Below are 25,547 nucleotides of genomic sequence, written 5' to 3'. Positions count from 1 at the left end.
TATAAAGCCGATTAACTATGAACAAACGAATAATCCTCACAGCAGCTTTTTTTGGTGCTTTAGCTGTAGTCTTAGGTGCTTTTGGTGCGCACAGTCTTAAAAATTTAATTGATACATCTTCATTAGCAATTTGGCAAAAAGGGGTTGAGTATCAATTCTATCATACATTTGCATTATTATATTTATCAACCTTTGCTCGTTATAAAAATAAACTAATCGGTTTTGCTTTTTTATTCTTCACAGCAGGAATTATCTTTTTCTCAGGCTCACTCTATTTATTGGCTCTAAAAGATGCTTATTTTTCATCAATAGCCCAATATGTTGGTCCAATTACACCCTTAGGCGGCTTGTGTTTTATTTTAGGTTGGGTGTGTCTATTTTTAGCTGCGTTAAAGGATAAATAATGCAATTTGCTGACTCTTTAAATTTTCAAGAACGAGAGACACTTTTTGTAGAAGTGATTTTGCCTCTTTCTTTAGCCATCAATTATACTTATCGCGTTCCTTTTGAGTTGAATGAAAAAGTAGAAATTGGTAAAAGAGTTGTTATACAATTTGGCAAGCATAAAATTTATACTGCACTTGTTAAAAACATTGTACAACAACCTCCCGAATTTTATGAGGCTAAATACATCATTGACGTTGTAGATGAATATCCAGTAATTACAGAAAAGCAGTTTCAATTTTGGGATTGGATTACTTCATATTATTTATGTAATGAAGGTGATGTGATGTCTGCAGCATTACCAACAGGATTAAAATTAGCTAGTGAAACTATTTTAGTATTAAAAGATGAACTGCCTGATGAATTAATTCTAACAGAGAAAGAAACACTTATTGTTGAAGTTTTGCATAAACAACAACGCATGAGTATAGATGAAGTTGTTGAATTACTTGGGCAGAAAACTGTTTATCCAATTATAAACTCACTAATAGGAAAAGAAGCTATTTATATAGCGGAAGAGGTTATTGAAAAATATAAACCACTTTTAAAATCATTCATAACATTAAATCCGTTTTATAAAGAGGAAGAGAATTTAAAGCAACTTTTTACCGTTTTAGAGAAAGCACCAAAACAATTGGATGCATTGTTAGCCTATTTAAAATTAGCAAAGACTGAGGTTTCAATTCCCAAAAATCAACTACTTGAAGAAGGTGGTAGTGGACAAGCGGCATTAAAAGCATTAATTGATAAAGATATCTTTACTGTAGAAAAAAGACAGGTTAGCCGGTTAAATGACTCTCATGATGAGTTTGAAGTGAATTTTAAATTGAGTATAGCACAACAAAATGCTTTCAATGAAATAGAAACTCAATTTGAAAATAAAGATGTAGTTCTTTTACATGGGATTACTGCATCTGGCAAAACCCAACTTTATATTAAGTTAATAGAAAAAGCAATAGCATCTGGCGGTCAAGTTTTATTTCTCTTGCCAGAGATTGCATTAACAACTCAAATTGTAGAAAGAATTAAACGTTATTTTGGAGATAAAATAGGGGTTTACCATTCTAAATTTAATGATAATGAACGTGTTGAGATTTGGAACAAAGTTTTAAATGGTTCGTATCAAGTTGTACTTGGTGCTCGCTCTGCAGTATTTTTACCGTTTAAAGATTTAAAATTAATTGTGGTTGATGAAGAACATGAATCGTCTTACAAACAACATGAGCCCGCCCCACGTTACCAGGCAAGAGATGCTGCAGTTTTTCTTGCACACTTGCATCAAACTAAAGTAGTTTTAGGTTCTGCTACTCCTTCTATAGAAAGTTTTTATAATGCAGAAACTGATAAATATGGCCTAGTAGTTTTAAATGAACGTTTTGGAGGTGTACAATTACCTATTCAGGAGGTTGTGAGTATTGCAGAAGAAACCAAAAGAAAAAAAATGACCTCTTATTTTACTAGTGTTTTGATTGATGATATGTCGACAGCGCTAGAAAATAAGGAACAAATCATTTTATTTCAAAACAGAAGAGGATATGCCACTATTTTAATTTGCGCAACTTGTGGCTATGCTCCTAAATGTGTGAATTGTGATGTTAGTTTAACCTTTCATAAAACTAGTGGCAAACTTCATTGCCATTACTGTGGTTATCATCAAAATAGTATAAATATTTGTCCTGCTTGTGGCTCGGTTCATATTGAGCAAAAAGGATTTGGTACAGAAAGGATAGAAGAAGAATTAAGCCTTATTTTTCCAGAAGTTAAAATTGCAAGATTAGACTTAGATAGCACTCGTACAAAAAATGGCATGCAGCAAATTATTTCTGATTTTCAAGATAAAAAAACGCAGATTTTAATTGGCACCCAAATGGTAGCCAAAGGTTTAGATTTTGATAATGTAAGCCTTATAGGTGTAATTAATGCTGATACACTACTGAATTACCCAGATTTTAGGGCATTTGAGAGAAGTTATCAATTGTTAGCTCAAGTAGCAGGCAGGGCAGGAAGAAGAGAAAAACAAGGAAAAGTATGTATACAAGCGTATGATGATTCACATAGAATCATTAAACAAGTAATAGCAAACGACTATGCCCAAATGTATATGGATGAAATGGCAGAACGCAAACAGTTCAATTATCCTCCATTTGCCAGATTGATCTTCATTAATGTAAAACATAAAGATGCAAATGTGCTTAATGTTGCGGCCCAAACACTAGCTAATTCACTTAAAGCTCAACTAGGGAATAGGATACTTGGCCCTGAGCAACCATTAGTGGCTAGGATAAGAAATTATTACATTAAACAAATCATTATCAAAATAGAAAAAAGTGCAGCTATACAAAAAGTAAAATCTGTTTTAAAAGATACAATCAAAGATTTTAATGCCCAAAAAGACTTTAAAAGCGTAATTACGCAAATAGACGTAGATCCATATTAGTTTCTGCCAACTAGGCTTAAAGAACGGAATATCTCATCTAAAATAATTGCCACATTAACGGCTGCTTGCTTGGTTGTCATTAAACTTAGCTATGATTAAATAATTTCGTTTCCAAAATAGAAATAATTACATCTTGAAGTACTGTATGGTGAAGAATAATAAATAGTCGATGAAATGATAAATCTAATACCAAAATATTTTGAAGTTGATTTAGTGTGGGTTATACTTTATTGGGTTTAAAACTTAAATTTATTTCAATTATCTACACCCAAAAAGCTATTTTTGAAGTCAGATGGCATACAAGTTTATTGATAACTACAGAGAAAGAGGGGCAAGAAAAAAGCTAGTTGAATTATTAAAAGATAAAGGTATTAGCGACGAAAAGGTTTTAAAGGCCATTGGTAAAGTGCCTCGCCATTTCTTTTTTGACGAAACTTTCTGGAACCAAGCTTATAAAGACATTGCCTTTCCAATAGGTGATGGTCAAACTATTTCTCAGCCATATACAGTAGCTTATCAAACAGAACTATTACACATTCAAAAAGGGGATAAAGTATTAGAAATAGGAACAGGTTCTGGTTATCAAACTTGCGTTTTGATGGAGCTTGGGGCAAATGTATATACTATAGAACGCCAACCAAATATTTACAAACATACTATTAAGGTGTTACCTGGAATGGGCTATAATGCTAATTTTTTTTTAGGTGATGGCTCTAAAGGAATAGAAGAGCATGCTCCTTATCACAAAATTATTGTAACAGCAGGAGCGCCATTTGTACCAGAAATTTTATTAAAGCAATTAAAAATCGGAGGAATTTTAGTAATTCCAGTTGGAGATGAAAAATCTCAGAAAATGATTACTGTTATTCGTGTTAGCGAAAATGATTTTGATAGAATAGAACTTGATACTTTTAGATTTGTGCCTTTAGTTGGCGATCAGGCCTGGTAACTGAGTAGTTTACTAGTTGAAATAGTTCATTTGTTCATTGGGCTATTGCTTTAAGGTAATGAACTAATCCTCGTGAACTATTGAACCAATGAGCAAATAGTACCAATGAACTAAACCTTCATCGCTCTATCCATCTCACGCTTGCTTTCTCTGTCTTTGATACTATCTCGTTTATCAAATTCTTTTTTACCTTGTGCCAGCGCAATTTCGATTTTAGCAAACCCACGCTCATTTGTAAATATTCTTAAAGGAACAATAGTGAAACCCTTTTCTTCCCCTTTAACCTTTAATTTCTTCAATTCTTTTTTATGGAGCAATAAAATCCTATCTCTTTTAATATCATGGTGATGAAAAGAACTATGGCTATACTCAGAAATATGTAAGTTTCTAACATAAAGTACATCCCCAATAAACATACAAAACGCATCTGTCATATTGGCTTTGCCCTGTCTAACAGCTTTAATCTCAGTGCCTAGCAATGCAATACCAGCCACATAACTATCTAAAATATGATAATCAAAATAGGCTCTTTTGTTCTTTATTTGGATATCCTTTGACATAATTGCAAATATCGTTATTTCTAAATGAATAACAATATCGCATTTATGCAACCCTAATTTTAGTTTATTCATGAAATAATAAATAAATATATCTAAATATTTTTTTAGACAAATCTAAATTTATATTTTTGCTGTACTAATTTACACTTCATGAAAAGAATTATACTTCTAGTTTTATTTATTTTTACATTTTATAATGTTAAAGCTCAGCAACTTAAAATAGGAGGTTTCGTTATTGCGGACGGGGCTGCAAATAAAGCTACAGTTCAGCTGACGGCTTTAAAAAGAACAGCATTTACTGATAGTTTAGGGAAATTTACCTTTAATGAACTCCAGGCCGGTACACATTATTTAAAAATAAGTGTGTTAGGCTTTAAAACATTTACTTTGAAAGTTGACTTAAAGTCAGATACTATACTTTCCCCAATCCAACTAGAATCATTAGATGAAAGATTAAATGAAGTAGTTATTTCTGGAACACAAAAAGAAGTCAATAGGCTTGAGAGCCCTGTTCCGGTAGAAATTTATACAGCAAAATTCTTTAAGAAAAACCCTACACCGAGTATTTTTGAAGCATTACAAAACGTAAACGGTGTAAGACCTCAACTCAATTGCAATATCTGCAATACAGGCGATATTCATATCAATGGTTTAGAAGGACCGTATACCATGGTTTTGATAGATGGAATGCCAATAGTAAGTAGTTTGTCTACTGTTTATGGATTATCCGGGATCCCAAATGCACTAGTAGAACGGATAGAGGTTGTAAAGGGTCCAGCATCTTCTTTATACGGTAGTGAAGCCGTTGGTGGATTAATAAATATCATTACTAAGAAAGTACAAAATGCTTCATTGTTTTCAGCCGATTTTATGGCTACTGGCTATGCAGAGTATAATGCAGATTTAGGCTTTAAAGTTAATGTTAATAATAAAGTATCCTTTTTAACAGGTGTAAATTATTTTAAATATGGTAATAAAATAGACCATAACCATGATGGGTTTACGGATGTAACTTTACAAGATCGTATCTCTATATTTCAAAAATGGAATATTGCACGCAAAGAGAATAGATTATTCTCTATCGCAGCCAGGTATCTATACGAAGATAGATGGGGAGGAGAAATGAATTGGAATAAGTCTTTTAGAGGAGGAGATCAAGTGTATGGAGAAAGTATTTATACCAAAAGAGTAGAGCTAATAGGTAATTATCAACTTCCCATTAAAGAAAAGATGTTTTTAGCATTCTCTTTAACCAATCATGATCAAGATAGTAGATATGGAAGTACATCTTATATTGCTAAACAGCAAATCGCATTTTCTCAGCTAACTTGGGATAAAAAAATTGGCATTAACGATTTGCTTTTTGGGGCTGCTTTCCGCTATACTTATTACGATGATAATACTCCTGCAACAGCTTCAAATGACATAACGAACCAAAAAAATGCTCCAGAAAATACCTTTTTACCGGGTTTATTTGTTCAAAATGAAATTACATTAAATAAAGCACATGCTTTGTTAGGAGGTTTGCGATATGATTATAATTCCGTTCATGGTCATATTTTTACACCAAGATTAGCCTATAAGTGGAGTATTAACGATAAAAATATCATCAGGTTAAATGCAGGAACTGGTTTTAGAGTTGTTAATATTTTTACAGAAGATCATGCTGCACTAACCGGTGCCAGAGATATTGTAATTAATAATAAATTAAAACCTGAACGTACTTATAATGCTAATTTAAATTTTCTTAAGAAAATTTATTTAAAAGATGGTTCATTTTTAGGTTTAGATCTTTCTGCATTTTATACCTATTTCAATAATAGAATCATTGGTGATTTTGATACCAATCCAAACCAAATTATTTATGATAATTTAAATGGTTATGCAGTGAGTAAAGGTTTAACTGCTAATATAGATATGGCTTTTAGTTCAGGCTTAAAACTAACTGTCGGTGCAACATATCAAGATGTTGGTTTTGTAGAGAATGGGATTAAGCAAAACCAAATTTTAACAGAAAAATTTTCAGGTACTTGGGCCGTATCCTATAAAATTACTAAACTAAATTTAGGCATAGATTATACGGGAAATATTTATAGCCCTATGCGTTTACCTTTATTAGGCGATTTAGATCCTCGTAGGGCATTCTCTCCAACTTGGAGCATACAAAATATCCAATTGACATATGATGGGCTAAAGGGCATCGAAATTTATGGAGGGATAAAGAACCTTTTAAATTTCACCCCAAATAAAGGGACGCCATTTATTATCGCTCGTGCTAATGATCCATTTGACAAAAACGTACAGTTCAGACCAGATGGTCAAGTTATTCCTACACCAAGTAACCCTTATGGTTTAACATTCGACCCAAATTATGTATATGCACCAAACCAAGGTATTAGAGGGTTTTTAGGAATTAGATTAAACATTAAGTAATTATGAAGTGCCTTTTAATCTCACTCTTGTTGATTATTTCTACTGCTAAAGCACAACAGCAGATTTATAATTTTAACCAAATAGATAGCCTACAAAAGATAAAAATTAAAAAGTTATTGGTGTTTGTTTATACCAACTGGTGCAGCTATTGTAAAGCAATGGATGAAGTGGTTTTTAAGGATAAAAATGTTGTTCCTTTATTAAATGAGCAGTATTATTTTGTTAAATTAAATGCAGAAGAAAAACAATCCTTTACCTATCAGAATAAACAATTTATATTTAATCAAACTTCAGGCTACCATGAATTAGCTATAGCATTAGCCAACCAAAAGAAATTGATTTTTCCATCAACTTATATTTTAAGTAGTAATAATGAGATCATTTACCAGCATCATGAATTCATTAATGCCAGTAATTTATCAAAATTGCTTACTTGTTTTAGTATTAAAACTAGCGTACAATTAACACCGGAATAGTTACTTTATGACGAACAGAATCTACTGTTGTTCCAAAAATTAAATCTTTTAAACCTTTATGTCCGTGAGCACCCATTACTAAAAGCTCCATATCGTGTTGTTTACTGATAGCTGCAATTGCCTTTGCAGTACTGCCAAATCCAATATGTGAGCTAGATTCATAACCTAACTCAGATAAATTCAATCTATATTTTTCTAGATTTTCAGTATCTGTTTGTGTTTCATGGTCCATTGCTTTTTCGCCAAGATATCTAGCTGCAGCCGTTTCTACAATATGTATTAAATGATAATGAGCCTCTTTACCGCCTTGAATTAGCGCATGACGAATGGTATTTCTATCATTTTTTGAGAAGTCTACAGTGATACCAATTCGTTTGTAGCTGATTTTTTCTACATGCTCTATTGCTAAAGCATTTCCATGTGGTACATTTCCAATCCTTTGCCTTTTATTTAGTAGGGGATAGATGAAAATGTAAATCAACAACAATCCAATTAAAATGGCCATAGGGATTACAATAACATAGATATACCAACCATCTGCTTCGGCAATCCATCCGGTAATTTCTTCAAGTACTAGTTTAATATTTAAGCTTACAATTGCCACTGCACTCATCCATGCCAAAACTTTAACCCAAGTTTTAATGGTAAAGTCTTTCATTTCTTTTTTGTCGGATGTTAAATGGATAAGTGGAATAATCGCAAAGCCTAACTGCAAACTCAGTACAACCTGACTTAAAATTAATAAACCTCCAAGTGCACTTTCACCAAAAAATAGTATGGTAAAAAAAGCTGGGATAATTGCTAATAAACGAGTAATCATTCTTCGTAACCATGGTTGTATCCTTAAGTTTAAATGACCTTCCATAATAATTTGACCAGCTAACGTGCCAGTAACCGTACTACTCTGGCCAGCAGCAATTAACGCGATGGCAAATAACGCAGGAGCTATGCTGCCAAAAATGTTGCTTAATAATCGATGTGCATCTTGTATTTCTGCAACTTCGTGAAAACCATTTTTAAAAAAGGCTGCTGCGGCTAAAATTAAAATTGCAGCATTTACAAAAAATGCTAGATTTAGTGCAACAGCAGTATCTATGAAATTGAACTTTATCGCTTCTTTAATTCCTTTATTATCTCTCTCAAATTTTCTGGTCTGTACTAAGGAGGAGTGCAGGTAAAGATTATGGGGCATTACTGTTGCTCCTATAATACCAATTGCAATGTACAATGCGTCTCCAGAAAGTATAGAGGGTTCAAAACCTTTTGCAATTTCTTTTAATGAGGGTTCTACAATAAACATTTCTATTAAAAAAGAAACACCAACAATAAATACCATTGATACAATAAAGGCTTCCATTTTTCGCATTCCTTTATTAAGTAAAAAGAGTAATAAAACAGTGTCAAATATGGTTATTGATACCCCCCAAATTAATGGTAAGCCAAACAATAAGTTTAAACCGATTGCCATTCCAATAATTTCGGCCAAGTCACAAGCTATAATTGCAGTTTGCGCCAAAATAAATAAGGGGAAATTAACCCATTTTGGATAAGCATTTCTTGATGCTTGAGCCAAATCTAATCCTCTAACTATACCTAAACGAGCACTTAGTGATTGAAGTAATAATGCAATTAGATTAGACATTAGTAGCACCCAGATCAATTGATATCCGAATTTACTTCCCCCCGCAATGTCTGTAGCCCAGTTTCCTGGATCCATGTAGCCAACACTAACCAAATAAGCAGGGCCTATGAAAGCTAAAATTCTTCTCCAACCTTTACGTTTATCTGTTGCAACACTTTGATGTACCTCGCTTAAAGACTGCTTATCCTTCATACTTATTTACTAATTAAAATGTGTTTCGCTACTTCTCTGCTTATATTCAATTTTTTATCATCAATTAATAATTCTACTGAACCATCAAAATCTATAATTTCTGATATTTCAACTCTTTTACCCAAGGTTAATCCTAATTTTTCTAAGTGCTTTAAAAAAGGAGAGGAGTGTTCACTAACTCCTGTAATTGTGCCTTTTTCATTAGTTTTTAACTTACTTAGTTTAATAAAAGATAGATTTGCAAAATTCCCATGTTGGTCTGGTATAGGGTCGCCATGAGGATCAACTTTTGGAAATTCTAAGAATTCATCCAAACGTTCAACTAATAAAGTTGATTTAATGTGTTCTAATTCTTCAGCTACTTCGTGCACTTCATCCCATTTAAAATTTAGTTTTTCTACTAAAAAAACTTCCCATAGGCGATGTTTCCTAACAATATTTATGGCTGTTAGTTTTCCTTTTTCTGTTAGGGTTACACCTTGATACTTTATATAGTCTACTAACTCCTTATCAGAAAGTTTTTTTAGCATGTCTGTAACCGATGCGGCTTTGGTTTGTATTTTTTCGGCAATTGCATTAGTTTGAACTGGATTGCTAATTACAGATAGATGGTAAATGATCTTTAAATAGTTCTCTTCGGTATAAGATTGCATTTTTATTAATCTAATTTTAAATTTAGATAAATCTAAAAATTTTATTGTAAAATAAAAAGTATTTTTTTAAAGATTTTGTAGAATAAAATTTGGTAAAACTGCGTTACTATTACTACCTTTGGGTATAACTAGATATTATGGCATCTGAACTAGATAAAATTGATTTTAAAATTCTAAAGCTTTTACAAGAAAATGGTAGAATAACCAATTTGCTTTTATCGCAAGAAATTGGCCTTTCTCCAGCTCCAACATTAGAAAGAGTACGTAAACTAGAAATGTCTGGATTCATTAAAAGCTACCATGCCTTGGTTGATGAGGAAAAACTTGGGTTGGGCATCAAAACTTTTATTCAAGTTCAGTTAGACTTTCATAAAAATAATACTATTCAAATCTTTTTAGATGAAGTAAACCAAATTAATGAAATTACAGAATGCCACCATGTAACTGGTCAGGCAGATTTTCTATTAAAGGTTTATGTAAATGACATTAAAGCTTATGAGCGTTTAATTATGGATAAAATTAGTAAAATCTCCGTAGTTAAAACTTTTCAGACCATGATGATCATGTCTACTACTAAGAAAGAACCTATTGTGCCTTTGGAGTACTAATTTTGTTTTTCACCATCTAAGACATCTTAGGGAATCTAAGGCAAAGTTTATAGTTTATGCCGCTTATAAGAATTTTAGGCTAGGCTGTTACATTTCCCCATCTAAGACATCTCAAAGAATTTAAGATTATTCAAATAGGGAACGGTAATACTCATTCACAAATGGTTTTTTGCCATTCTGGATAATATTTGTGCTGTTGAAATTGATAAGTAATCCAACAGGAGCATTTAAGATTTTCATATAAGTTAAAATTTGTGCTTCATGGATAGGTAAAATCCTTTCATAGATTTTAATTCTAAAACCATACAGCCTTCAATAAATAAGTCTACACGAAGATCGGTATCTAAAATTAGATCTTTGTAATTAACACTAATCGTTTTTTCAGAAATGAAATTAATTTTTCTGATTTGAAGCTCCCTAATCAAGCACCTATGGTAAATGCTTTCCAATAACCAGGTCCTAAAATTTTGTGAACTTCTATACAAGCACCAGTTATTTGGTACTCTAAATCGTTGAGATAAGTTTTATTAATCATTTTATAATTTTAAATGATCAATAGGGATATTCTAATATATAAAATTATTTAATATTGTCTTAGGTTTTCTGGGTGTCTTTGGTGGTAAAAAAACAGTTAGTCTATCTGCCAATTAATTGGTTTTAAACCCTCCTTAATTAAAATTTCATTTGCTTCTTTGAAATGATTTGATCCAAAGAAACCATTATAGGCAGAAAAGGGAGAGGGGTGCGCAGCTTTAAGTACATTATGCTTACTGGTATCTATCAATGCTTCCTTTTGTTGTGCATAACGTCCCCAAAGTAGAAATACCAATCCACTTCGCTGGTTTGATAATTCAGAAATTACATAATCTGTAAATGTTTCCCATCCTCTTTTTTGGTGAGAACCCGCTTCATGAGCTCTTACCGTTAACGTGGCATTTAACAAAAGCACACCTTGATCTGCCCAAGAGGTTAAATCACCATGATTTGGTATTTTGAAATCAGGAAATTCTTCAGCCAATTCTTTATACATGTTTTTTAAAGAAGGAGGAACTGCTATACCCTTTTGTACAGAAAAAGATAAACCATGTGCTTGTCCTTGCCCATGATAAGGGTCTTGACCTAAAATTACGACTTTAACTTTGTCGAAAGGGGTATGGTTAAAAGCATTAAAAATGTCAGCACCTTTGGGATAAACAGTAAAACCTTTCTGCTTTTCGTCAAGCAAAAAAGATTTAAGCTCTTTCATGTAAGGCTTTTCTAATTCAGTACCTAAAACATTTAACCAGCTAGGATCTAGCGCTGCAGCCATATTATTTAGATTTAGCTTCTGTTTTTTTTGGTTTAACTGCTAAAACTTTAAGCATATCTTTTTCTAAGGTTTCCGTAGGTCTTTCTGTAATACGAGCAACTTCTTTACCTTTTTTATCATTGAAAATAAAAGTAGGTACATTGGTGATTTTGAGACTATCTATTAAGCCATTTTCTGCATGTTTAGCGCCGTCAACTCCAATAAAAGTTATTCTATTTTCATCTACTTTAAGTGCATCCATAATTTTTAGGAAGTGTGGAACTTGATATTTACTATCACCACACCATGTACCTAAAACAATGGTTACATTTTTACCTTTTAATAATTTAGACAATTCAGTAAATGCTGTAGAGTCTGGTTTATAAGCTGCGTAATTTGGATCGTAACTGGCTTTAAATTCAGCAAAAGAAGTAATTGCTTCTCTGGTACATAAGTTTAACATCACTTGTTTGTGTCTATTTGGATCTTCAATTGTTTTATTTAAATCTTGTGCGCTTGCATTCATAGCAAATAATAAGATAAGGCCTGTAAGTACGTTTTTCATAGCTGAACTTGATTTATGGTGTGACTATCTTTGAAGTAAATAGTTTAATAATTTACCTGCCTTAATAAAAAAATTACCACTTAATTTTTTGTTGAAATTATAAATTTTAAATCTATTTTTTGGTATATAAACACGATATTTGCACAAATATTATAAAACTATGCCAAATTTAGTACGTCTCATTATTGGGTTCGCTTTTGTAGGTGCAGCAGCAGCACTTATGTTTTTCGGTTTTTGGGGTTGGGGAAGCTTACTCATATTCTTAAGCATCCTTATTTTTGTTACTTATTTTTATAACGAAAATATGTTAATTGCCCAGTGGCATTTACGTAAAGACAATATGCCTAAGGCTGAACAAGCTTTGGGAAGAATTAAAAATTACGAGAAAGAATTAAATAGAGTACAACACGGCTATTATAATTTATTAATCGGACTAATTGAGTCTAGAAAAGCACCTATGAAGTCTGAAAAGTATTTTAAAGCTGCCTTGAGCTTAGGTTTGCATATGGACCACAATGTGGCTTTAGCTAAATTAAGTTTAGCTGGTATTGCAATGGGTAAAAGAAATAAACGTGAAGCAACAATGTATCTTGCTGAAGCTAAAAAAGCTGATAAAAATAAATTGCTAGCTGATCAGATTAAACAAATGAAAGATCAGATGGGTATGATGGACAAACAGCAACAAGTTCGTTATAGCCGCTAATAGTTATAAGTTTTAAGTAGTACGTTTTAAGTTTTGAAATAACTTAAAACTTATAACGTATCACTTATAACTCCGTTATTTCTCATCCAACCTATCAAAGTTCTCATCATATTCTGATGAAGTTCTGCTGATGATATCATCTTCAAAGTTTTCGTTTTTACGACTAAAGAATAATTCTTCTGCTTGTATGCGCTTAATCAATTGACGAACAAGTGATAAGTCGAATGTATCTTTACTCAATTTAATGCAATATTGGTTTTCGGTAATCTCTAAGCTTGAACTATTCATAATTAAAATGATTTGTTAACGGCCTAAAATTAAAAAAGGCTTACCGTAATTAATACGATAAGCCTTTAAGTTTTTGTTATGATTGTGTTAACAGTTAGGATTAGGTAGTGTGTATAGCGTATTAAGAAATTGTATCACACTGACTATAGTTAAAGTAAGCTAACTATTTACGCGATAAAAACAAACCATCATCTGTTTTTACAACTTTTAAAATACCCTTTCCTGTAAGGGCTTTTAAAGTAGTATCCCATTTTTTATTGCTCCAATCAGTTAATTTTGCTTTAACATCTGTTAAAAGGAATTGCTCTTCTTCTTTAACCAGGCCAAATAACTCTGTTTCTTCAGGTGTAAGCTCTATTCTCTTTTTCTCAGGGCGCATTTGCGGGAAGAATAATACTTCCTGAATAGTTGATTGGTTGGTCATTAACATCACCAAACGGTCTATACCTATACCTAGACCTGAAGTAGGAGGCATTCCGTACTCTAACGCACGAACAAAGTCATCATCCATTGCCATTGCTTCATCATCACCTCTTGCAGCTAGTTTTAATTGTTCTTCAAAGCGTTCTTTTTGATCAATTGGATCATTTAATTCAGAATAAGCATTGGCAATTTCTTTACCATTTACAAATAACTCAAAGCGTTCTACAAGGCCATCTTTGCTACGGTGTTTTTTAGCTAGTGGTGTCATTTCTAAAGGATAGTCTGTAATGTAAGTTGGTTGAATTAAATTAGCTTCAACTTTCTCGCTAAATAACTCATCAATTAATTTACCACGACCCATCGAATCATCTATTTCGATACCCAATTTTTTACATTCAGCAGCAATTTCAGCTTCACTCATTGCAGAAACATCGATACCTGTATATTTCTCTATAGACTCATACATTGTTAATTTTTCATATGGTCCACCGAAGTTAATTTCGTGTTCACCAACCTTAACAATTGGCTGCCCGTGAATAGTTGTAGCAATTTTCTCTAAACATTCTTCCACCATTCCCATCATCCAGATGTAGTCTTTATAAGCTACATAAATCTCCATTGCAGTAAACTCTGGGTTGTGGGTACGGTCCATCCCTTCATTTCTGAACATTTTTCCGAACTCATATACACCATCAAAACCTGCAACAATTAATCTTTTTAAATACAGTTCATTCGCAATGCGAAGGAATAGAGGCATATCTAAAGTATTGTGGTAGGTTTCAAAAGGACGAGCTGCTGCACCACCATGAACAGCCTGTAAAATAGGTGTTTCAACTTCCATCCAACCTTGGTTATCAAAGTAATTACGCATGGTATTGATTACTTTAGAACGGTTGATGAAGATTTGTTTATAATCTGGATTAACTGTTAAATCTACATAACGCATTCTGTAACGCAACTCAGGATTGGTAAATCCATCATATACATTACCATCATCATCACGTTTTACAATTGGTAATGGGCGTAAAGATTTAGATAGTACCGTGAATTTAGTTACATGGATAGAGATTTCCCCCGTTTGGGTGGTGAAAACATAGCCTTCTATACCTATAAAATCACCAATATCTAATAATTTCTTAAATACGGTATTGTAAAGAGTCTTATCATCTCCAGGGCAAAGCTCATCACGTTTTAAATAGATTTGAATACGACCTGTTGCATCCTGTAGTTCAGCAAAAGATGCTGCTCCCATAATGTTACGGCCCATTATTCTTCCGGCAATGCTGATGGTCTTATATGCTGTTTTATCCTTTTCGTAGTTTGCTAAAATGTCTGCTGCATTGGCATTAATTTCATATGCTTCTGCAGGATATGGGTTGATACCTAACTCACGAAGTTGTTTTAATGAATCGCGACGTAATATTTCCTGTTCTGATAATCCTGTACTCATTTATTGTAGTTTTTGCAAAAGTAACAAATTCTTCCGTTATTACGTGGTATAACCGGCCCCGATTGTTCGTAAAGTAAGCTTAAAGCTTGGGCGTTTTATTTTTTGAAAAGCAAATGAGAATTACTATTAACGTAAGTCGGGCTATACGCTACAAGTCCTCATTTTGCTGCGCTACACTCCGGGCTTTTCGCTGCTATCCTGTTTAAATAACAAAGGTTGTGCTAGTTTGTAACAGTGGCCATAGAAAGTTGGTCAAAAGGAAGTGAATTTGAAATAGTTACAAAATGAGGTCGAAATGGTTGGTGATAACACCAACCAGAGATAATATTTGATTTGTCATCCAGAACGAAGTGAAGGATCTCAAAGTTAAGTCTCTAAAATAGATTCCTCGTTCCTCGGAATGACAAAAATTATGATTCAGCCTCAACGCTTTCTTCATACATCGCATTAATGGCTTCAATGTATTTTTTCTCTACAACTCTGCGTTTAACTTTCATAGTAGGGGTAATTTCGCCTTCATCCATACTAAATGGATTTCGCTTTATTTTGAAGTTTTTAATACGCTCAAATTTGGCTAATTCGTTAGAAATCTTTTTAATGTCTTTCTCAAACCATTCCTTAATCTCAGCATTTTCGATAAAATCTCCTTCTTCTTGAAAGAATGATTCACTTAAATTAAAGGTTTCCTGAAGTGTTTCTTTATTTGGAATAATGATGGCCGTAATGAATTCACGTTTATCGCCAATTAAAAACAACTGCTCAATCTTAGGACTTTTTAAATAGATATTTTCAACAGGCGTGGGATAAACATTTTTGCCATAAGCATTCACAATCATGTTCTTTAACCGATCGGTGATTTGCAAATTACCTTTATAAAAACGAGCAATATCACCTGTATGAAACCATCTGTCTCTATCTATTACTTCAGCAGTTTCAGCAGGTTTGTTAAAATAACCTTTCATTACGCAATGACCACGAACAATTAATTCGCCTTCTTCACTCTCAAAATCTTCGTTGAAGCTTTCATGTGTTTGTATGGCTAATATTTCTTTGGTATCATAATTTTGAATACCTACTTCAATGCCAGGTATAACACGCCCAACTGTACCATAAACTTGTCTGTGGTATTCGGTTACAGACATGACTGGCGATGTTTCGGTTAAACCAAAACCTTCTAAAATTTTAATGCCTAAATCGCCAAAAAATTCACCAACGTTTTTGGGAAGGGCAGCACCACCAGAAAGCATGAATTTTAATCTGCCACCAGTTTTCTCCTTTATTTTACTGAATACTAATTTCTCAGCAATTGCTTTTTTAGCGCCTAAAATTAAACCAGGGTTTTTTCCTGCTTCTTTTTTAACACGATAATCGTTCCCTGTTGCTAAAGCCCAAGTAAATATTTTCGCTTTTGTGCCACCACCAGCTGTTCCAGATTTAATGGCTTTATCGTGAATACGTTCTAATAAACGAGGAACGCAAGACATTACTGTCGGTCTTACCTCGCCCATATTTTTAGCCAACAGTTCTAAGCTTTGCGCAAAAGCCATTTTACAACCTTGTGCACAACATACATGGTAGGTTGCAGTGCGCTCAAATACGTGAGAAAGTGGTAAAAACGAAAGGAAAGTCTCTGTTTCATCTATCACAGGAATCTGTTGCAAACACACATTTACATTTTCTACAAAATTATTATGCGTTAACATTACACCTTTTGGCGTTCCTGTTGTTCCAGAAGTGTAAATTAAAGAAGATACATCCGCAGGTAAAACCTCTCTTCTTCTTTGGTTAATTAATTTCTGCTCTTCTGCACTTACAGATTTTTCTAACAAAGTAGTGAAAGGAATAATTTCAGCCTTGTTAGCTTCCGGAATTGTCACTTTTTCATATCCAGCAAATGCTGGAATAATGTATTTTAATTCTTGGCAGTTAGCCGATATTTTTAAAATTTTCTTGAATAAGAAAGGGTTACCAATCAGGATGGCTTTAATACCAGAATCATTAATGATGTATTCTACTTCATGTTCTGATAAAGTTGGATAAATAGAAGTATTGATCGCGCCTATTTGTTGAATTCCTTGATCGAAATAAACATATTCAGGTGAATTTTCGATCATTAAGCCCAGTCTATCTCCTTTTGCAATTCCTTTTGCTAAAAAGAAGGCAGATATTGCATCTGCTCTCAATAAAGTGTCTTTAAAAGATATTTCCTCCCAGGTTGTATTTTTTTTATGAATTAAAAAAGTTTCTTCAGGTTTATGAATATTTTCTACTACGTTACGTAATAAACTCGGAACAGTAGAAAATTCGTTAAATGAGACCATGTGCTGAAAATGTTTGGTTTGTTTTGTAAAGCAATGATAAGTTATTCGTGCTAAATATGCAATCAAACTATATAGTGAATAACAAAAGTACGTGAAAAAAGTTGTTTTAACCGATTAAGAAATCTGAGAATGCCTTGATGGTGGACAACAGCATGGGATATCTCCTCGCTTCGCTGCGTTCGATACGATGGAAGTTAAAGAAATTAAGTTTCTAAAATGCCTTACATGAGAAAATTAGGCAACAAAAAAGGGTCCCGAAATTTCGGAACCCTCTGGGAAATTAATAAATGTATTATTAAACAGAAAAACTTTCGCCACAGCCACAAGAGCGGCTAGCGTTTGGATTATTAAAAGCAAATCCTTTACCATTTAAACCATCGGTAAAATCTAGTTCTGTACCTGCTAGGTATAAAAATGATTTCATATCTAAGGCTATTTTAATGCCACGGTCTTCAAAAAATTGGTCTCCGGTTTTAACTTCGTTATCGAAATCTAAATTATAAGATAAACCAGAGCAACCGCCACCTTTCACAGAAACACGTAAAAAGTAATCAGAACCCATTTCAGAATCCTGCATTAGGTGGTCTATTTTGCTTTTTGCTTTATCGGTTATCGTTATCATAGTATCAAGATTTGAGTATCGAGTATCAAGCAAGGAAATCTCAGTCTTGCTCTTGCTACTTATTTTAGTGGTGTGATTTAGCCAATTCAAATGCTTCTAATCCGTTTTTAACGCGGTAATCGTTAATTGCCGATTTAATTGCATCTTCTGCTAAAACAGAACAGTGAATTTTTACTGGTGGTAAAGCTAATTCTTCAACAATATCCATATTGTCTATAGTTAATGCTTCATCAATTGTTTTTCCTTTTAACCACTCTGTAGCTAATGATGAAGAAGCAATTGCCGAACCACAGCCAAATGTTTTAAATTTAGCATCAGTAATTACATTGTTTGCATCTACTTCAATTTGTAAACGCATTACATCTCCACACTCAGGAGCGCCAACTAAACCTGTACCAACAGATTTACTGTCTTTATTTAATGTACCAACATTACGAGGGTTGGTATAGTGTTCCATTACTTTTTCTGAATATGCCATTTTTTATTTTCTTTAAATCTCCTTTTCGGAGATGAATAATTCTTTTGTTATGAGTTACAGGTTGTGAGTTGCGGGGCAAATCTCAAAATGCAACAATTTCTATTTACATGTTGTCAGGTTTAGGTGTACTTATTTAGGAGTAATGATAATACACCCAGACCTATAACTTTTAACTTGCAACTTTTAACTATTAATTTGCTCCGCAAATTAATGCTCAGCCCATTCGATTTTACTCAAATCGATACCTTCTTTAAACATTTCCCAAAGTGGAGAAAGGTCTCTTAAATGGTTTACTGCTTTTTTAGTATTTTCTATTGCGTAATCAACTTCTTCTTCGGTAGTAAAACGCCCTAATCCGAAACGGATTGAAGAGTGTGCTAAATCATCAGATAATCCTAAGCTTTTTAATACATAAGATGGTTCTAAAGATGCCGAAGTACATGCAGATCCAGAAGATACTGCTAAGTCTTTCATTGCCATCATTAAACCTTCACCTTCTACATATTTGAAAGAGATATTGGCTACATGTGGTAAACGATGTTGTGTATTACCATTTACATAACTTTCTTCCATGGTAGTTAAAGATGCTTCTAATTTATCACGTAAAGCTGATAAACGTTTAGCTTCTTCGTCCATTTCTAAACGACAAAGCTCACAAGCTTTACCTAAGCCAACAATGCCTGGTACGTTTAATGTTCCAGAACGCATACCGCGTTCGTGGCCGCCACCATCCATTTGGGCTGTAACTTTAACTCTTGGATTTTTTCTACGTACATATAAAACACCTACACCTTTTGGTCCGTACATTTTATGTGCACTGAAAGCCATTAAGTCAATTCCATCTGCATTTACATCTACGGGAATTTTACCAACAGCTTGTGTAGCATCAGTAAAAAACAAAGCACCATGTTTATGTGCAATTGCAGCTATTTCTTTTACAGGTTGTACAACACCAATTTCGTTGTTACCATACATAATGGTTACTAAAATGGTTTGTGGTGTCATTGCAGCTTCTAATTCTGCTAAATCAATTAAGCCATCTTCTTTTACTTTTAAATAAGTAACCTTAGCGCCTAATTTCTCTAAATGTTTACAAGTATCTAAAACAGCTTTATGTTCTGTTGTTGCAGTAATAATATGGTTACCTTTTTCTGAGTACATCTCAAAAACGCCTTTAATACCTAAATTATCAGCTTCTGTTGCGCCAGAGGTAAAAATAATTTCTTTTTCGGTACAGCCAATTAACTTAGCCACTTGTTCACGAGCATAGTCTACACCTTCTTCTGCTACCCAACCAAAAGCGTGGTTACGGCTAGCTGCATTGCCAAATTTGCTGGTAAAGTATGGTAGCATTGCCTCTAACACTCTAGGATCTAGTGGAGTTGTGGCGTTGTTATCTAAGTAAATCGGAAGTTCCATTATATATTTTTGTTCTTATTAATATACAAAGATACGAAAAAACTTTCCTAACAATAATAGATTATAGCTATGAACATATAGTTAAAACTCGCATTTTTACATTCACATAACCATATTTGCCATGAATAAGATTGAACACATTGGGATAGCCGTTAAAAACCTAACTAATTCTATAGATATTTATCAACGATTGTTAAACACAGATTGTTATAAAACTGAGTTGGTTGCCTCAGAAAGCGTAAATACTGCCTTTTTAAAGACCGGAGAAAATAAGATAGAATTGTTAGTAGCTACTTCTCCAGACAGTGCTATCGCTAAGTTTTTAGAGAAAAAAGGAGAGGGGGTGCATCACATTGCTTTTGCGGTAGATGATATTTTAGAGGAAATGGATAGGTTAAAGAAAGAGGGCTTTGTTTTATTGAATGACCAGCCTAAAAAAGGAGCAGATAATAAAATGGTTTGTTTTGTGCACCCAAAAGAAGCAAATGGGGTTTTAATAGAACTTTGCCAAGAGATTAAGTGGATATAGTGGTTCATTGGCACATTGGTTCATTAGTATTAAAATGGATCTGAAAAATGGTTAAAAGTTTACGTTTTAAGTTACAAGTTATAAGTTATAAGTGTAGTAATACACATCTTCAATGCTAAATGAATTCGTTGATAAAAATAATTAGTAAAGACTTTGAGGTTGATGAAAATCTCTCGGAAAATCAATTGCGTGAGGTGATGGTTAAGACTTTTGCATACCTTATTGATGATGATTTTCCTAAACTTTTACAGATTTTATATAAAGCAGATGTTGATCAGGATAAGCTGAAACAGCAATTAGAAACTACAGAGGGTGCTAGCTCTGCCGAAGTGATTGCTGATGCATATATTGCAAGGCAGAAGGCTAAAATTGAGACATGGAAGAAGTATTCTGGTGGGTAGTATACTTGGGAATGTCAAGGTGATGATAAACTAATGCTAAAATAAATCACAAAATAACTCTATTTTAACGGATGGGTATTTACTCGATTTCCTTTAATAAAAAGGTTCTTTAGAGGTGTCCGCTCTTTGCCGCGGGGGCAACAAGTTTTTAACGGTTGTATATTTTAGGGGTGTTAAAGATTGCTGCGCAATTTCCCTTGATGGAAAAGTTGAGCAAAAACCGAGCTTGCGAGCTCATGAATGCCTATAAAAATATAAGCCAATCTGAATAAATCAGGAAAGAACGATGCTTCCCCTCACAGGCTTTCGCATGGCTCGCCGTTCTTTCGGGCCAGCGCTCTTTGGACAGTGGTTCTTGGGAAGAGATTGTTTTTTTTGAAGGGTTGCTAAGGAGCAAAAAGGAATCATCAAATCTAAAAGACCTTTGTGATTAATAGCTCATAGCTTGTCAGTCTGAGCTTTTCGAAGACCCTTAAATCGACAATACTCCATTTTGATGTAAGCATTGAAGCTCCAATCAAAAACGTTCTCACAAAAATTTTCCGCAAGATATATCATCGATATGGATGGCAAAGTGGATGAGTTTATCTGTCATTTTTTGTAAAATTTGTTGCTAAGAAACTAAAGATCTTATCAAAATGCTTTGTTGGCTCGGCATGGGAACCTTCGTAAATTACATGTTCGTGTGGATATTTAAAATTTTTGCTTTTTAATTTTAACATCATTTTATTTCCCATCTCTACAGCAGGTATCACTTCGTCTTTTGTTGCTGATAGCAATAGGATAGGGCCATTTATATTTTCTACATTGATCAATGCTTTTTGCTCAGCAACGGTATCTTTTAGCATGGCTTTGAACGTGCCGTGCAAATCTCTTTTCATCAAAAATGGAACAGCCTCTTCGTTTACCGGGATAAACGCTAATTCTTTTCCTTTAAAAGTCCAACATGAAGTGGCAAATTCTTGTGTGTGGCCTGGAAAAACGGCATGACTGGACGACATTCCCACCACCAACGATATATCTTTATAATAACTTCCCAAAAGCAACGCTAAGTCGGCACCTCTCGAACCCCCAATTACAGCAATCTTAGTAGCGTTTATTTTTTTGCTCGTTTTTGCAATTGCAATAGCACCATAAACATCATCTATGGCAATTCTATCCAGTATTTTCGGTGCTCCTTCGCAACCAAAGTACCCAATGGCTAAGAAAGCATAACCTTTTGCTAAGAATTCCTCCCGTGTTTTCTGCCAGTGGGAGCTTGCCCAGGCATTGCCTCCTTCAGAACCTCCTAAACCTACAACCAGTGGTTGGTTTTTGCCAGTTCCGGTGTACAAAATAGCTTCTACGTTTTTAACGTGTAATGTATCTTGTGAGAATGCATAAATTCCGACAAAATTCATTATCAGAATTAAAAATAGGTGTTTTTTTAGTGTTGCTTTCATTCTTTCTTTTTTTCAAAGATGAAGTATAGTAACCTAAAACAATTTGACCTATATCAAAAAATCATTTTTCACCTCTAATTCTGCTTAGTGTTTCTTGCGCAATCCCTAAATAGGATGCTACCATTCCAAGTGGGATACGGTGATGAATGCCGTGATAGGTCTCAATAAAATGATCATACTTCTCTTTCGCTGTTGTAAAACGAAGAGAGGTTATGCGTTCCATTAAATGTCCAAAAACGGTGCCCATAGAAAGTCTAGCGTAACGTTCCATTTCTGGGAAGTGATCAAATAAAAAACCAAGATCGTTTACCTGCAAGCAAAATGCTTCTGTATCCTCTATGGCGTCAATGTAATAAATGTCTTTTTGTCTTGTCATCAAACTTTTAGGCGAATTGCACCATTCGTTTTCGGCCGGAAAGTACTCGCTAATTTCTTTTCCGTCTTTATAAAAATAAGTTCTAAAAAGCCCTTTTTGGATAAAATAAGATTTTGTACATACGCTATCGGCATCGTGTACAAGTTCGCCTTTCTTAAAAGAGACAAAACTTACCCTGCTGTCTAATGCCGATTTGAGTTCGTCACTTAGCTTAATATACTGTTCGAAATGGGCAAATAATTTGTTTTTTGAACTCGTCATATCCCACTCGAAAAATTACTCGTCTTCAAAAACTTCGGGGCTTTTCTATGTTTTGTGGCTTGTTCAAATGCATAGGCAAAGCTTAATACTACAGGTTCTTGATAAGCGCTTGCCATGATGGATAAGCCCACTGGTAATTCATTGATGAAGCCCATAGGAACCGTAATGTGTGGAAAACCTGCCATCGCCGCTGGTGAAGCGAAGTAGAAACCGCCACTGTAATCGCCATTAAAGAGGTCTATTAAAGAAGGAATGCCGAAACTGGTGCCTACAATGGCATCCAATTGGTTTTTCTCCATTAAGTCATTGATTATTTTTTTTGAAGAATTAACTTTTGCAAGTGCTTCTTTATAGGTCGTACTATCTAAATCTGGGGCTTTATCACTTGCTTCTAAAGTTTCTTGCTTAAAGTAGGGCATAGCAGTAGCTTCATTTGCTTTGTTAAAAGCAATTACATCACTTAATGTTTTTACTTTAGCATTGGCTTTGGCTAAATAGGCATTTACACCAGCTTTAAATTCAGGTTGTAAAACACTTGCATTAATGGCTCGCATTTCTTTTTGCAGCTCTATTTCTATAACCTGAGCACCTAATTCCTTTAATTTTTCGATAGCTGTTTTATAAAGACCAACTACACCCTCATGTCCGTTTAAAAATGATTTTTCGACTCCTATCTTTTTCCCTTTCAAGCTATCTGTTTTTAAAAATTGTGTATAATCGGGATAAGTTTTGCCTGCACTGGTTTTTGTTACCTCATCTTCGGTATCAATTCCGGTTAAGGCTGATAATAAAATAGCTGCGTCGGTTACGGTTCTTGCCATAGGACCAGCAGTATCTTGTGTAGCAGAGATAGGGATAATACCACTACGACTTAATAAACCAACTGTTGGTTTAAAGCCAACTAAGCCATTGTAAGAGGAAGGAGCAATGATAGAACCATTGGTTTCTGTGCCAATGGCTATTGTGCATAGATTTGCTGATACAGCAGTACCAGAACCAGCACTTGATCCACTCGGACTTCTATCTAATATGTAAGGGTTTTTGGTTTGTCCACCTCTGCTGCTCCAGCCACTGCATGAGCGGGTAGATCTAAAATTGGCCCACTCACTTAGGTTGGTTTTTCCTAAGATTACTGCTCCAGCTGCTCGCAATTTTTTAATGATAAAAGCATCTTCGCTTGCTATGTTTCCAGCTAGTGCTAAGGAACCTGCAGTAGTTTGCATTTTGTCGGCGGTATTGATATTGTCTTTAATTAAAACAGGAATGCCATGCATTGGTCCCCTCACTTTACCTGCTTTTCTTTCTATATCTAAGGCAGCAGCAATGGCTAGGGCATCGGGGTTTAATTCGATAATGGCATTTAATTTAGGGCCATTTTTATCGATTTTATCAATCCTTTTTAAATACATTTTGGTTAATGCCTTGGCGTTGGTTTTGCCAGTTTGCATCATGGTTTGTAGTTGGGTAATGGTTACTTCATTAAGGTCGAAGTCGTCATTAAAACGATAGTCGTTAGCTATATTCTGATTATTATTTAACGCATTTGCCGTACCTACGCCTAAGGTTGAAATTACACTGGCCACAGCACCGTTTTTGATAAAGTTTCTTCTGTTCATAGTATAGAGGTTGAGGAATAAATATAGGGAGAAAAGGGGAGAAGTCCGAAAGTCAGTAAAGTCCGAAAGATAAGGAGGGTTAAAGAGCAAAGAGTTAAAAAGAAACTTAAAGTGATTTGTCATCTGAGTGCAACGAAGGATATATGAGTTAACTTAAATCTTTTTCTAAAAATGATTAGGGGAAATCATGCTGTGAACCTGATAGGTATTTCCTAATTATCTAGGGAAAACTTAATCCCTGAAATATACCTCAGGGATTAAGTTTTGTTTTTAGATGATTACTGTTTCGCTAATGGTATTGCCTGGTACATCCGTTGCTTCGGCAGTAACTTTAGTGCCAGCTAAATTGCCATTTGCTACAATGGTTTCATAAAACCAATCAACACTATTTGCACTTAGCGTTGCCAGACCAGCTTCTAGCAAAGTATCGCTAGCATCATGAATAGAGACCTTTACTTCCATTACCCTAAAATTGTCGATTGCTCTTACCCTAATTTTGTCGCCGATCTGACCTACATAGTTATCAGTATCAATTAATCTGATTTCTGGGACCTTACAGAAATCGGCTAGTGCCAAGTTGTAGGCTGAAGTGCCAGGCTTGGCGAACTTTTGGTAAAAGGCCAATAAATCTGGGTCGCCGACGATGCCTTTTGCGTAAATTACTGCCTCTTTGAACTTGTATTTTACGTTTTCCTGTTTATCGGTATAAACTGGGTTTTTTACTTTTCTCCTTAATCTGGAGATTACTGTTTGGTCTTTTCCAAAGTTTTTAAAGACTACTAAATTGCCTACCCTTCCTCGGGCGCCAAACATTACTTCATTGTTTTCTGATTTTGCCATGATTTCTAATTTTTAAAATTTAAATAATTAATTCATTTACACCTGTTTTTGTACCGGTAGCTGATGTATGGTGTAAAGGTGAGGGTTGTAAAAATGGGGTGTTACGCAATTGTACGTTTTTGGCGCATTTT

The 25,547-nt window shown here is 34.2% G+C and carries 24 protein-coding genes and 1 pseudogene; 9 read left to right on the top strand and 16 right to left on the bottom strand.

Annotated elements, in window-relative coordinates:
- The first annotated feature begins 17 nt into the window (after window positions 1–17).
- From FA048_RS10655 to FA048_RS10645, 3 genes are all read left to right on the top strand, one after another.
- Complete coding sequence (locus FA048_RS10655; RefSeq protein WP_136840647.1) at window positions 18–404, top strand: DUF423 domain-containing protein; 387 nt, start codon at window positions 18–20, stop codon at window positions 402–404.
- Entirely contained in the window at window positions 404–2,881 is a 2,478-nt protein-coding gene (gene priA / locus FA048_RS10650; protein ID WP_136840645.1) for a replication restart helicase PriA, read from the top strand. The genes FA048_RS10655 and priA overlap by 1 nt, the downstream gene beginning before the upstream one ends.
- A 292-nt stretch (window positions 2,882–3,173) precedes the next feature.
- Window positions 3,174–3,830, top strand: coding sequence for a protein-L-isoaspartate(D-aspartate) O-methyltransferase (locus FA048_RS10645; RefSeq protein WP_136840643.1), 657 nt, complete (start codon window positions 3,174–3,176; stop codon window positions 3,828–3,830).
- Between the two features lie 110 nt (window positions 3,831–3,940).
- Here FA048_RS10645 and smpB read toward each other — a convergent pair whose 3' ends face one another.
- Window positions 3,941–4,390, bottom strand: coding sequence for an SsrA-binding protein SmpB (gene smpB / locus FA048_RS10640; protein ID WP_136841300.1), 450 nt, complete (start codon window positions 4,388–4,390; stop codon window positions 3,941–3,943).
- Between the two features lie 150 nt (window positions 4,391–4,540).
- Here smpB and FA048_RS10635 point away from each other — a divergent pair, with 150 nt between their 5' ends.
- Together FA048_RS10635 and FA048_RS10630 are read left to right on the top strand one after the other, a co-directional pair.
- On the top strand, window positions 4,541–6,823 hold the full coding sequence (locus FA048_RS10635; RefSeq protein ID WP_136840641.1) for a TonB-dependent receptor: 2,283 nt from the start codon (window positions 4,541–4,543) through the stop codon (window positions 6,821–6,823).
- Between the two features lie 2 nt (window positions 6,824–6,825).
- Window positions 6,826–7,299 (top strand): thioredoxin family protein, encoded by a 474-nt coding sequence (locus tag FA048_RS10630; protein WP_136840640.1) that lies wholly within the window; start codon window positions 6,826–6,828, stop codon window positions 7,297–7,299.
- Here the strand turns inward: FA048_RS10630 and FA048_RS10625 are convergent.
- Both FA048_RS10625 and FA048_RS10620 read right to left on the bottom strand, forming a co-directional pair.
- Entirely contained in the window at window positions 7,274–9,133 is a 1,860-nt protein-coding gene (locus FA048_RS10625; RefSeq protein WP_136840638.1) for an Nramp family divalent metal transporter, read from the bottom strand. The two genes, FA048_RS10630 and FA048_RS10625, sit on opposite strands and share 26 nt — an antisense overlap.
- 2 nt (window positions 9,134–9,135) lie before the next feature.
- A complete protein-coding gene (locus tag FA048_RS10620) occupies window positions 9,136–9,786 on the bottom strand; it encodes a metal-dependent transcriptional regulator (protein ID WP_136840637.1) in 651 nt (216 codons plus the stop codon).
- Between the two features lie 137 nt (window positions 9,787–9,923).
- Between FA048_RS10620 and FA048_RS10615 the strand changes: the two genes are divergently transcribed.
- On the top strand, window positions 9,924–10,394 hold the full coding sequence (locus FA048_RS10615) for an Lrp/AsnC family transcriptional regulator (protein ID WP_136840635.1): 471 nt from the start codon (window positions 9,924–9,926) through the stop codon (window positions 10,392–10,394).
- 243 nt (window positions 10,395–10,637) lie between these two features.
- On the opposite strand, the pseudogene FA048_RS20010 reads toward FA048_RS10615, so the two are convergent.
- From FA048_RS20010 to FA048_RS10600, 3 genes and pseudogenes are all read right to left on the bottom strand, one after another.
- Window positions 10,638–10,819 (bottom strand): annotated as a pseudogene (locus FA048_RS20010) (GxxExxY protein); the annotation flags it as partial.
- A 206-nt stretch (window positions 10,820–11,025) separates the two neighbouring features.
- Window positions 11,026–11,703, bottom strand: a complete 678-nt coding sequence (ung, locus tag FA048_RS10605; protein WP_136840634.1) for a uracil-DNA glycosylase — start codon at window positions 11,701–11,703, stop codon at window positions 11,026–11,028.
- 1 nt (window position 11,704) lies between these two features.
- Entirely contained in the window at window positions 11,705–12,247 is a 543-nt protein-coding gene (locus FA048_RS10600; RefSeq protein ID WP_136840632.1) for a TlpA family protein disulfide reductase, read from the bottom strand.
- A 160-nt stretch (window positions 12,248–12,407) separates the two neighbouring features.
- Between FA048_RS10600 and FA048_RS10595 the strand changes: the two genes are divergently transcribed.
- Window positions 12,408–12,950, top strand: coding sequence for a DUF2892 domain-containing protein (locus FA048_RS10595; protein WP_136840631.1), 543 nt, complete (start codon window positions 12,408–12,410; stop codon window positions 12,948–12,950).
- 75 nt (window positions 12,951–13,025) lie between these two features.
- On the opposite strand, the gene FA048_RS10590 is transcribed toward FA048_RS10595, so the two are convergent.
- From FA048_RS10590 to FA048_RS10565, 6 genes are all read right to left on the bottom strand, one after another.
- Window positions 13,026–13,238 (bottom strand): hypothetical protein, encoded by a 213-nt coding sequence (locus FA048_RS10590; protein WP_136840630.1) that lies wholly within the window; start codon window positions 13,236–13,238, stop codon window positions 13,026–13,028.
- Between the two features lie 163 nt (window positions 13,239–13,401).
- Entirely contained in the window at window positions 13,402–15,111 is a 1,710-nt protein-coding gene (gene lysS / locus FA048_RS10585) for a lysine--tRNA ligase (protein WP_136840628.1), read from the bottom strand.
- 410 nt (window positions 15,112–15,521) lie between these two features.
- The gene (locus tag FA048_RS10580) at window positions 15,522–17,432 is read right to left on the bottom strand and encodes an AMP-dependent synthetase/ligase (RefSeq protein WP_136840627.1); all 1,911 of its coding nucleotides are present in this window, start codon (window positions 17,430–17,432) and stop codon (window positions 15,522–15,524) included.
- Between the two features lie 295 nt (window positions 17,433–17,727).
- Window positions 17,728–18,054 carry a HesB/IscA family protein gene (locus tag FA048_RS10575; protein ID WP_136840625.1) on the bottom strand — a complete coding sequence of 109 codons (327 nt, stop codon included), beginning with the start codon at window positions 18,052–18,054 and terminating at the stop codon, window positions 17,728–17,730.
- Window positions 18,055–18,118: 64 nt separating this feature from the next.
- Window positions 18,119–18,532 carry a Fe-S cluster assembly scaffold IscU gene (gene iscU / locus FA048_RS10570; protein WP_131554107.1) on the bottom strand — a complete coding sequence of 138 codons (414 nt, stop codon included), beginning with the start codon at window positions 18,530–18,532 and terminating at the stop codon, window positions 18,119–18,121.
- A 207-nt stretch (window positions 18,533–18,739) separates the two neighbouring features.
- Window positions 18,740–19,951: an IscS subfamily cysteine desulfurase gene (locus FA048_RS10565; RefSeq protein ID WP_136840624.1), complete on the bottom strand. Its 1,212-nt coding sequence runs from the start codon at window positions 19,949–19,951 to the stop codon at window positions 18,740–18,742.
- A 121-nt stretch (window positions 19,952–20,072) separates the two neighbouring features.
- On the opposite strand from FA048_RS10565, the gene mce reads away from it, so the two are divergent.
- Together mce and FA048_RS10555 are read left to right on the top strand one after the other, a co-directional pair.
- Window positions 20,073–20,480, top strand: coding sequence for a methylmalonyl-CoA epimerase (gene mce, locus FA048_RS10560; protein ID WP_136840622.1), 408 nt, complete (start codon window positions 20,073–20,075; stop codon window positions 20,478–20,480).
- 119 nt (window positions 20,481–20,599) lie between these two features.
- Window positions 20,600–20,881 (top strand): hypothetical protein, encoded by a 282-nt coding sequence (locus FA048_RS10555; protein ID WP_136840621.1) that lies wholly within the window; start codon window positions 20,600–20,602, stop codon window positions 20,879–20,881.
- Window positions 20,882–21,465: 584 nt separating this feature from the next.
- Here FA048_RS10555 and FA048_RS10550 read toward each other — a convergent pair.
- The 4 genes from FA048_RS10550 to FA048_RS10535 form a co-directional block, all read right to left on the bottom strand.
- Window positions 21,466–22,323 carry an acyl-CoA thioester hydrolase/BAAT C-terminal domain-containing protein gene (locus FA048_RS10550; RefSeq protein ID WP_136840620.1) on the bottom strand — a complete coding sequence of 286 codons (858 nt, stop codon included), beginning with the start codon at window positions 22,321–22,323 and terminating at the stop codon, window positions 21,466–21,468.
- A 61-nt stretch (window positions 22,324–22,384) separates the two neighbouring features.
- On the bottom strand, window positions 22,385–22,960 hold the full coding sequence (locus tag FA048_RS10545) for a Crp/Fnr family transcriptional regulator (RefSeq protein WP_136840618.1): 576 nt from the start codon (window positions 22,958–22,960) through the stop codon (window positions 22,385–22,387).
- Window positions 22,957–24,576 (bottom strand): amidase, encoded by a 1,620-nt coding sequence (locus FA048_RS10540; RefSeq protein WP_136840616.1) that lies wholly within the window; start codon window positions 24,574–24,576, stop codon window positions 22,957–22,959. The genes FA048_RS10545 and FA048_RS10540 overlap by 4 nt, the downstream gene beginning before the upstream one ends.
- A gap of 270 nt (window positions 24,577–24,846) precedes the next feature.
- Window positions 24,847–25,416, bottom strand: a complete 570-nt coding sequence (locus FA048_RS10535; RefSeq protein WP_136840614.1) for a hypothetical protein — start codon at window positions 25,414–25,416, stop codon at window positions 24,847–24,849.
- Window positions 25,417–25,547 lie beyond the last annotated feature (131 nt).

Origin of the sequence: Pedobacter polaris (assembly GCF_005116505.1) — a bacterium.
Taxonomy (GTDB): domain Bacteria; phylum Bacteroidota; class Bacteroidia; order Sphingobacteriales; family Sphingobacteriaceae; genus Pedobacter; species Pedobacter polaris.
The sequence above is the reverse complement of the archived record's forward strand: the minus strand, read 5'-3'. Positions and strand labels throughout refer to the sequence as shown.

What these genes read in the sequence shown, in the direction of transcription:
- FA048_RS10575 (WP_136840625.1), bottom strand. Translation starts at nt 18,054, where the DNA reads ATGATAACGATAACCGATAAAGCAAAAAGCAAAATAGACCACCTAATG.
- FA048_RS10645 (WP_136840643.1), top strand. Translation starts at nt 3,174, where the DNA reads ATGGCATACAAGTTTATTGATAACTACAGAGAAAGAGGGGCAAGAAAA.
- FA048_RS10620 (WP_136840637.1), bottom strand. Translation starts at nt 9,786, where the DNA reads ATGCAATCTTATACCGAAGAGAACTATTTAAAGATCATTTACCATCTA.
- FA048_RS10540 (WP_136840616.1), bottom strand. Translation starts at nt 24,576, where the DNA reads ATGAACAGAAGAAACTTTATCAAAAACGGTGCTGTGGCCAGTGTAATT.
- FA048_RS10635 (WP_136840641.1), top strand. Translation starts at nt 4,541, where the DNA reads ATGAAAAGAATTATACTTCTAGTTTTATTTATTTTTACATTTTATAAT.
- iscU (WP_131554107.1), bottom strand. Translation starts at nt 18,532, where the DNA reads ATGGCATATTCAGAAAAAGTAATGGAACACTATACCAACCCTCGTAAT.
- mce (WP_136840622.1), top strand. Translation starts at nt 20,073, where the DNA reads ATGAATAAGATTGAACACATTGGGATAGCCGTTAAAAACCTAACTAAT.
- lysS (WP_136840628.1), bottom strand. Translation starts at nt 15,111, where the DNA reads ATGAGTACAGGATTATCAGAACAGGAAATATTACGTCGCGATTCATTA.
- FA048_RS10655 (WP_136840647.1), top strand. Translation starts at nt 18, where the DNA reads ATGAACAAACGAATAATCCTCACAGCAGCTTTTTTTGGTGCTTTAGCT.
- FA048_RS10600 (WP_136840632.1), bottom strand. Translation starts at nt 12,247, where the DNA reads ATGAAAAACGTACTTACAGGCCTTATCTTATTATTTGCTATGAATGCA.
- FA048_RS10630 (WP_136840640.1), top strand. Translation starts at nt 6,826, where the DNA reads ATGAAGTGCCTTTTAATCTCACTCTTGTTGATTATTTCTACTGCTAAA.
- FA048_RS10550 (WP_136840620.1), bottom strand. Translation starts at nt 22,323, where the DNA reads ATGAAAGCAACACTAAAAAAACACCTATTTTTAATTCTGATAATGAAT.
- FA048_RS10595 (WP_136840631.1), top strand. Translation starts at nt 12,408, where the DNA reads ATGCCAAATTTAGTACGTCTCATTATTGGGTTCGCTTTTGTAGGTGCA.
- ung (WP_136840634.1), bottom strand. Translation starts at nt 11,703, where the DNA reads ATGGCTGCAGCGCTAGATCCTAGCTGGTTAAATGTTTTAGGTACTGAA.
- FA048_RS10615 (WP_136840635.1), top strand. Translation starts at nt 9,924, where the DNA reads ATGGCATCTGAACTAGATAAAATTGATTTTAAAATTCTAAAGCTTTTA.
- smpB (WP_136841300.1), bottom strand. Translation starts at nt 4,390, where the DNA reads ATGTCAAAGGATATCCAAATAAAGAACAAAAGAGCCTATTTTGATTAT.
- FA048_RS10535 (WP_136840614.1), bottom strand. Translation starts at nt 25,416, where the DNA reads ATGGCAAAATCAGAAAACAATGAAGTAATGTTTGGCGCCCGAGGAAGG.
- FA048_RS10580 (WP_136840627.1), bottom strand. Translation starts at nt 17,432, where the DNA reads ATGGTCTCATTTAACGAATTTTCTACTGTTCCGAGTTTATTACGTAAC.
- FA048_RS10625 (WP_136840638.1), bottom strand. Translation starts at nt 9,133, where the DNA reads ATGAAGGATAAGCAGTCTTTAAGCGAGGTACATCAAAGTGTTGCAACA.
- FA048_RS10545 (WP_136840618.1), bottom strand. Translation starts at nt 22,960, where the DNA reads ATGACGAGTTCAAAAAACAAATTATTTGCCCATTTCGAACAGTATATT.
- FA048_RS10590 (WP_136840630.1), bottom strand. Translation starts at nt 13,238, where the DNA reads ATGAATAGTTCAAGCTTAGAGATTACCGAAAACCAATATTGCATTAAA.
- priA (WP_136840645.1), top strand. Translation starts at nt 404, where the DNA reads ATGCAATTTGCTGACTCTTTAAATTTTCAAGAACGAGAGACACTTTTT.
- FA048_RS10565 (WP_136840624.1), bottom strand. Translation starts at nt 19,951, where the DNA reads ATGGAACTTCCGATTTACTTAGATAACAACGCCACAACTCCACTAGAT.
- FA048_RS10555 (WP_136840621.1), top strand. Translation starts at nt 20,600, where the DNA reads ATGAATTCGTTGATAAAAATAATTAGTAAAGACTTTGAGGTTGATGAA.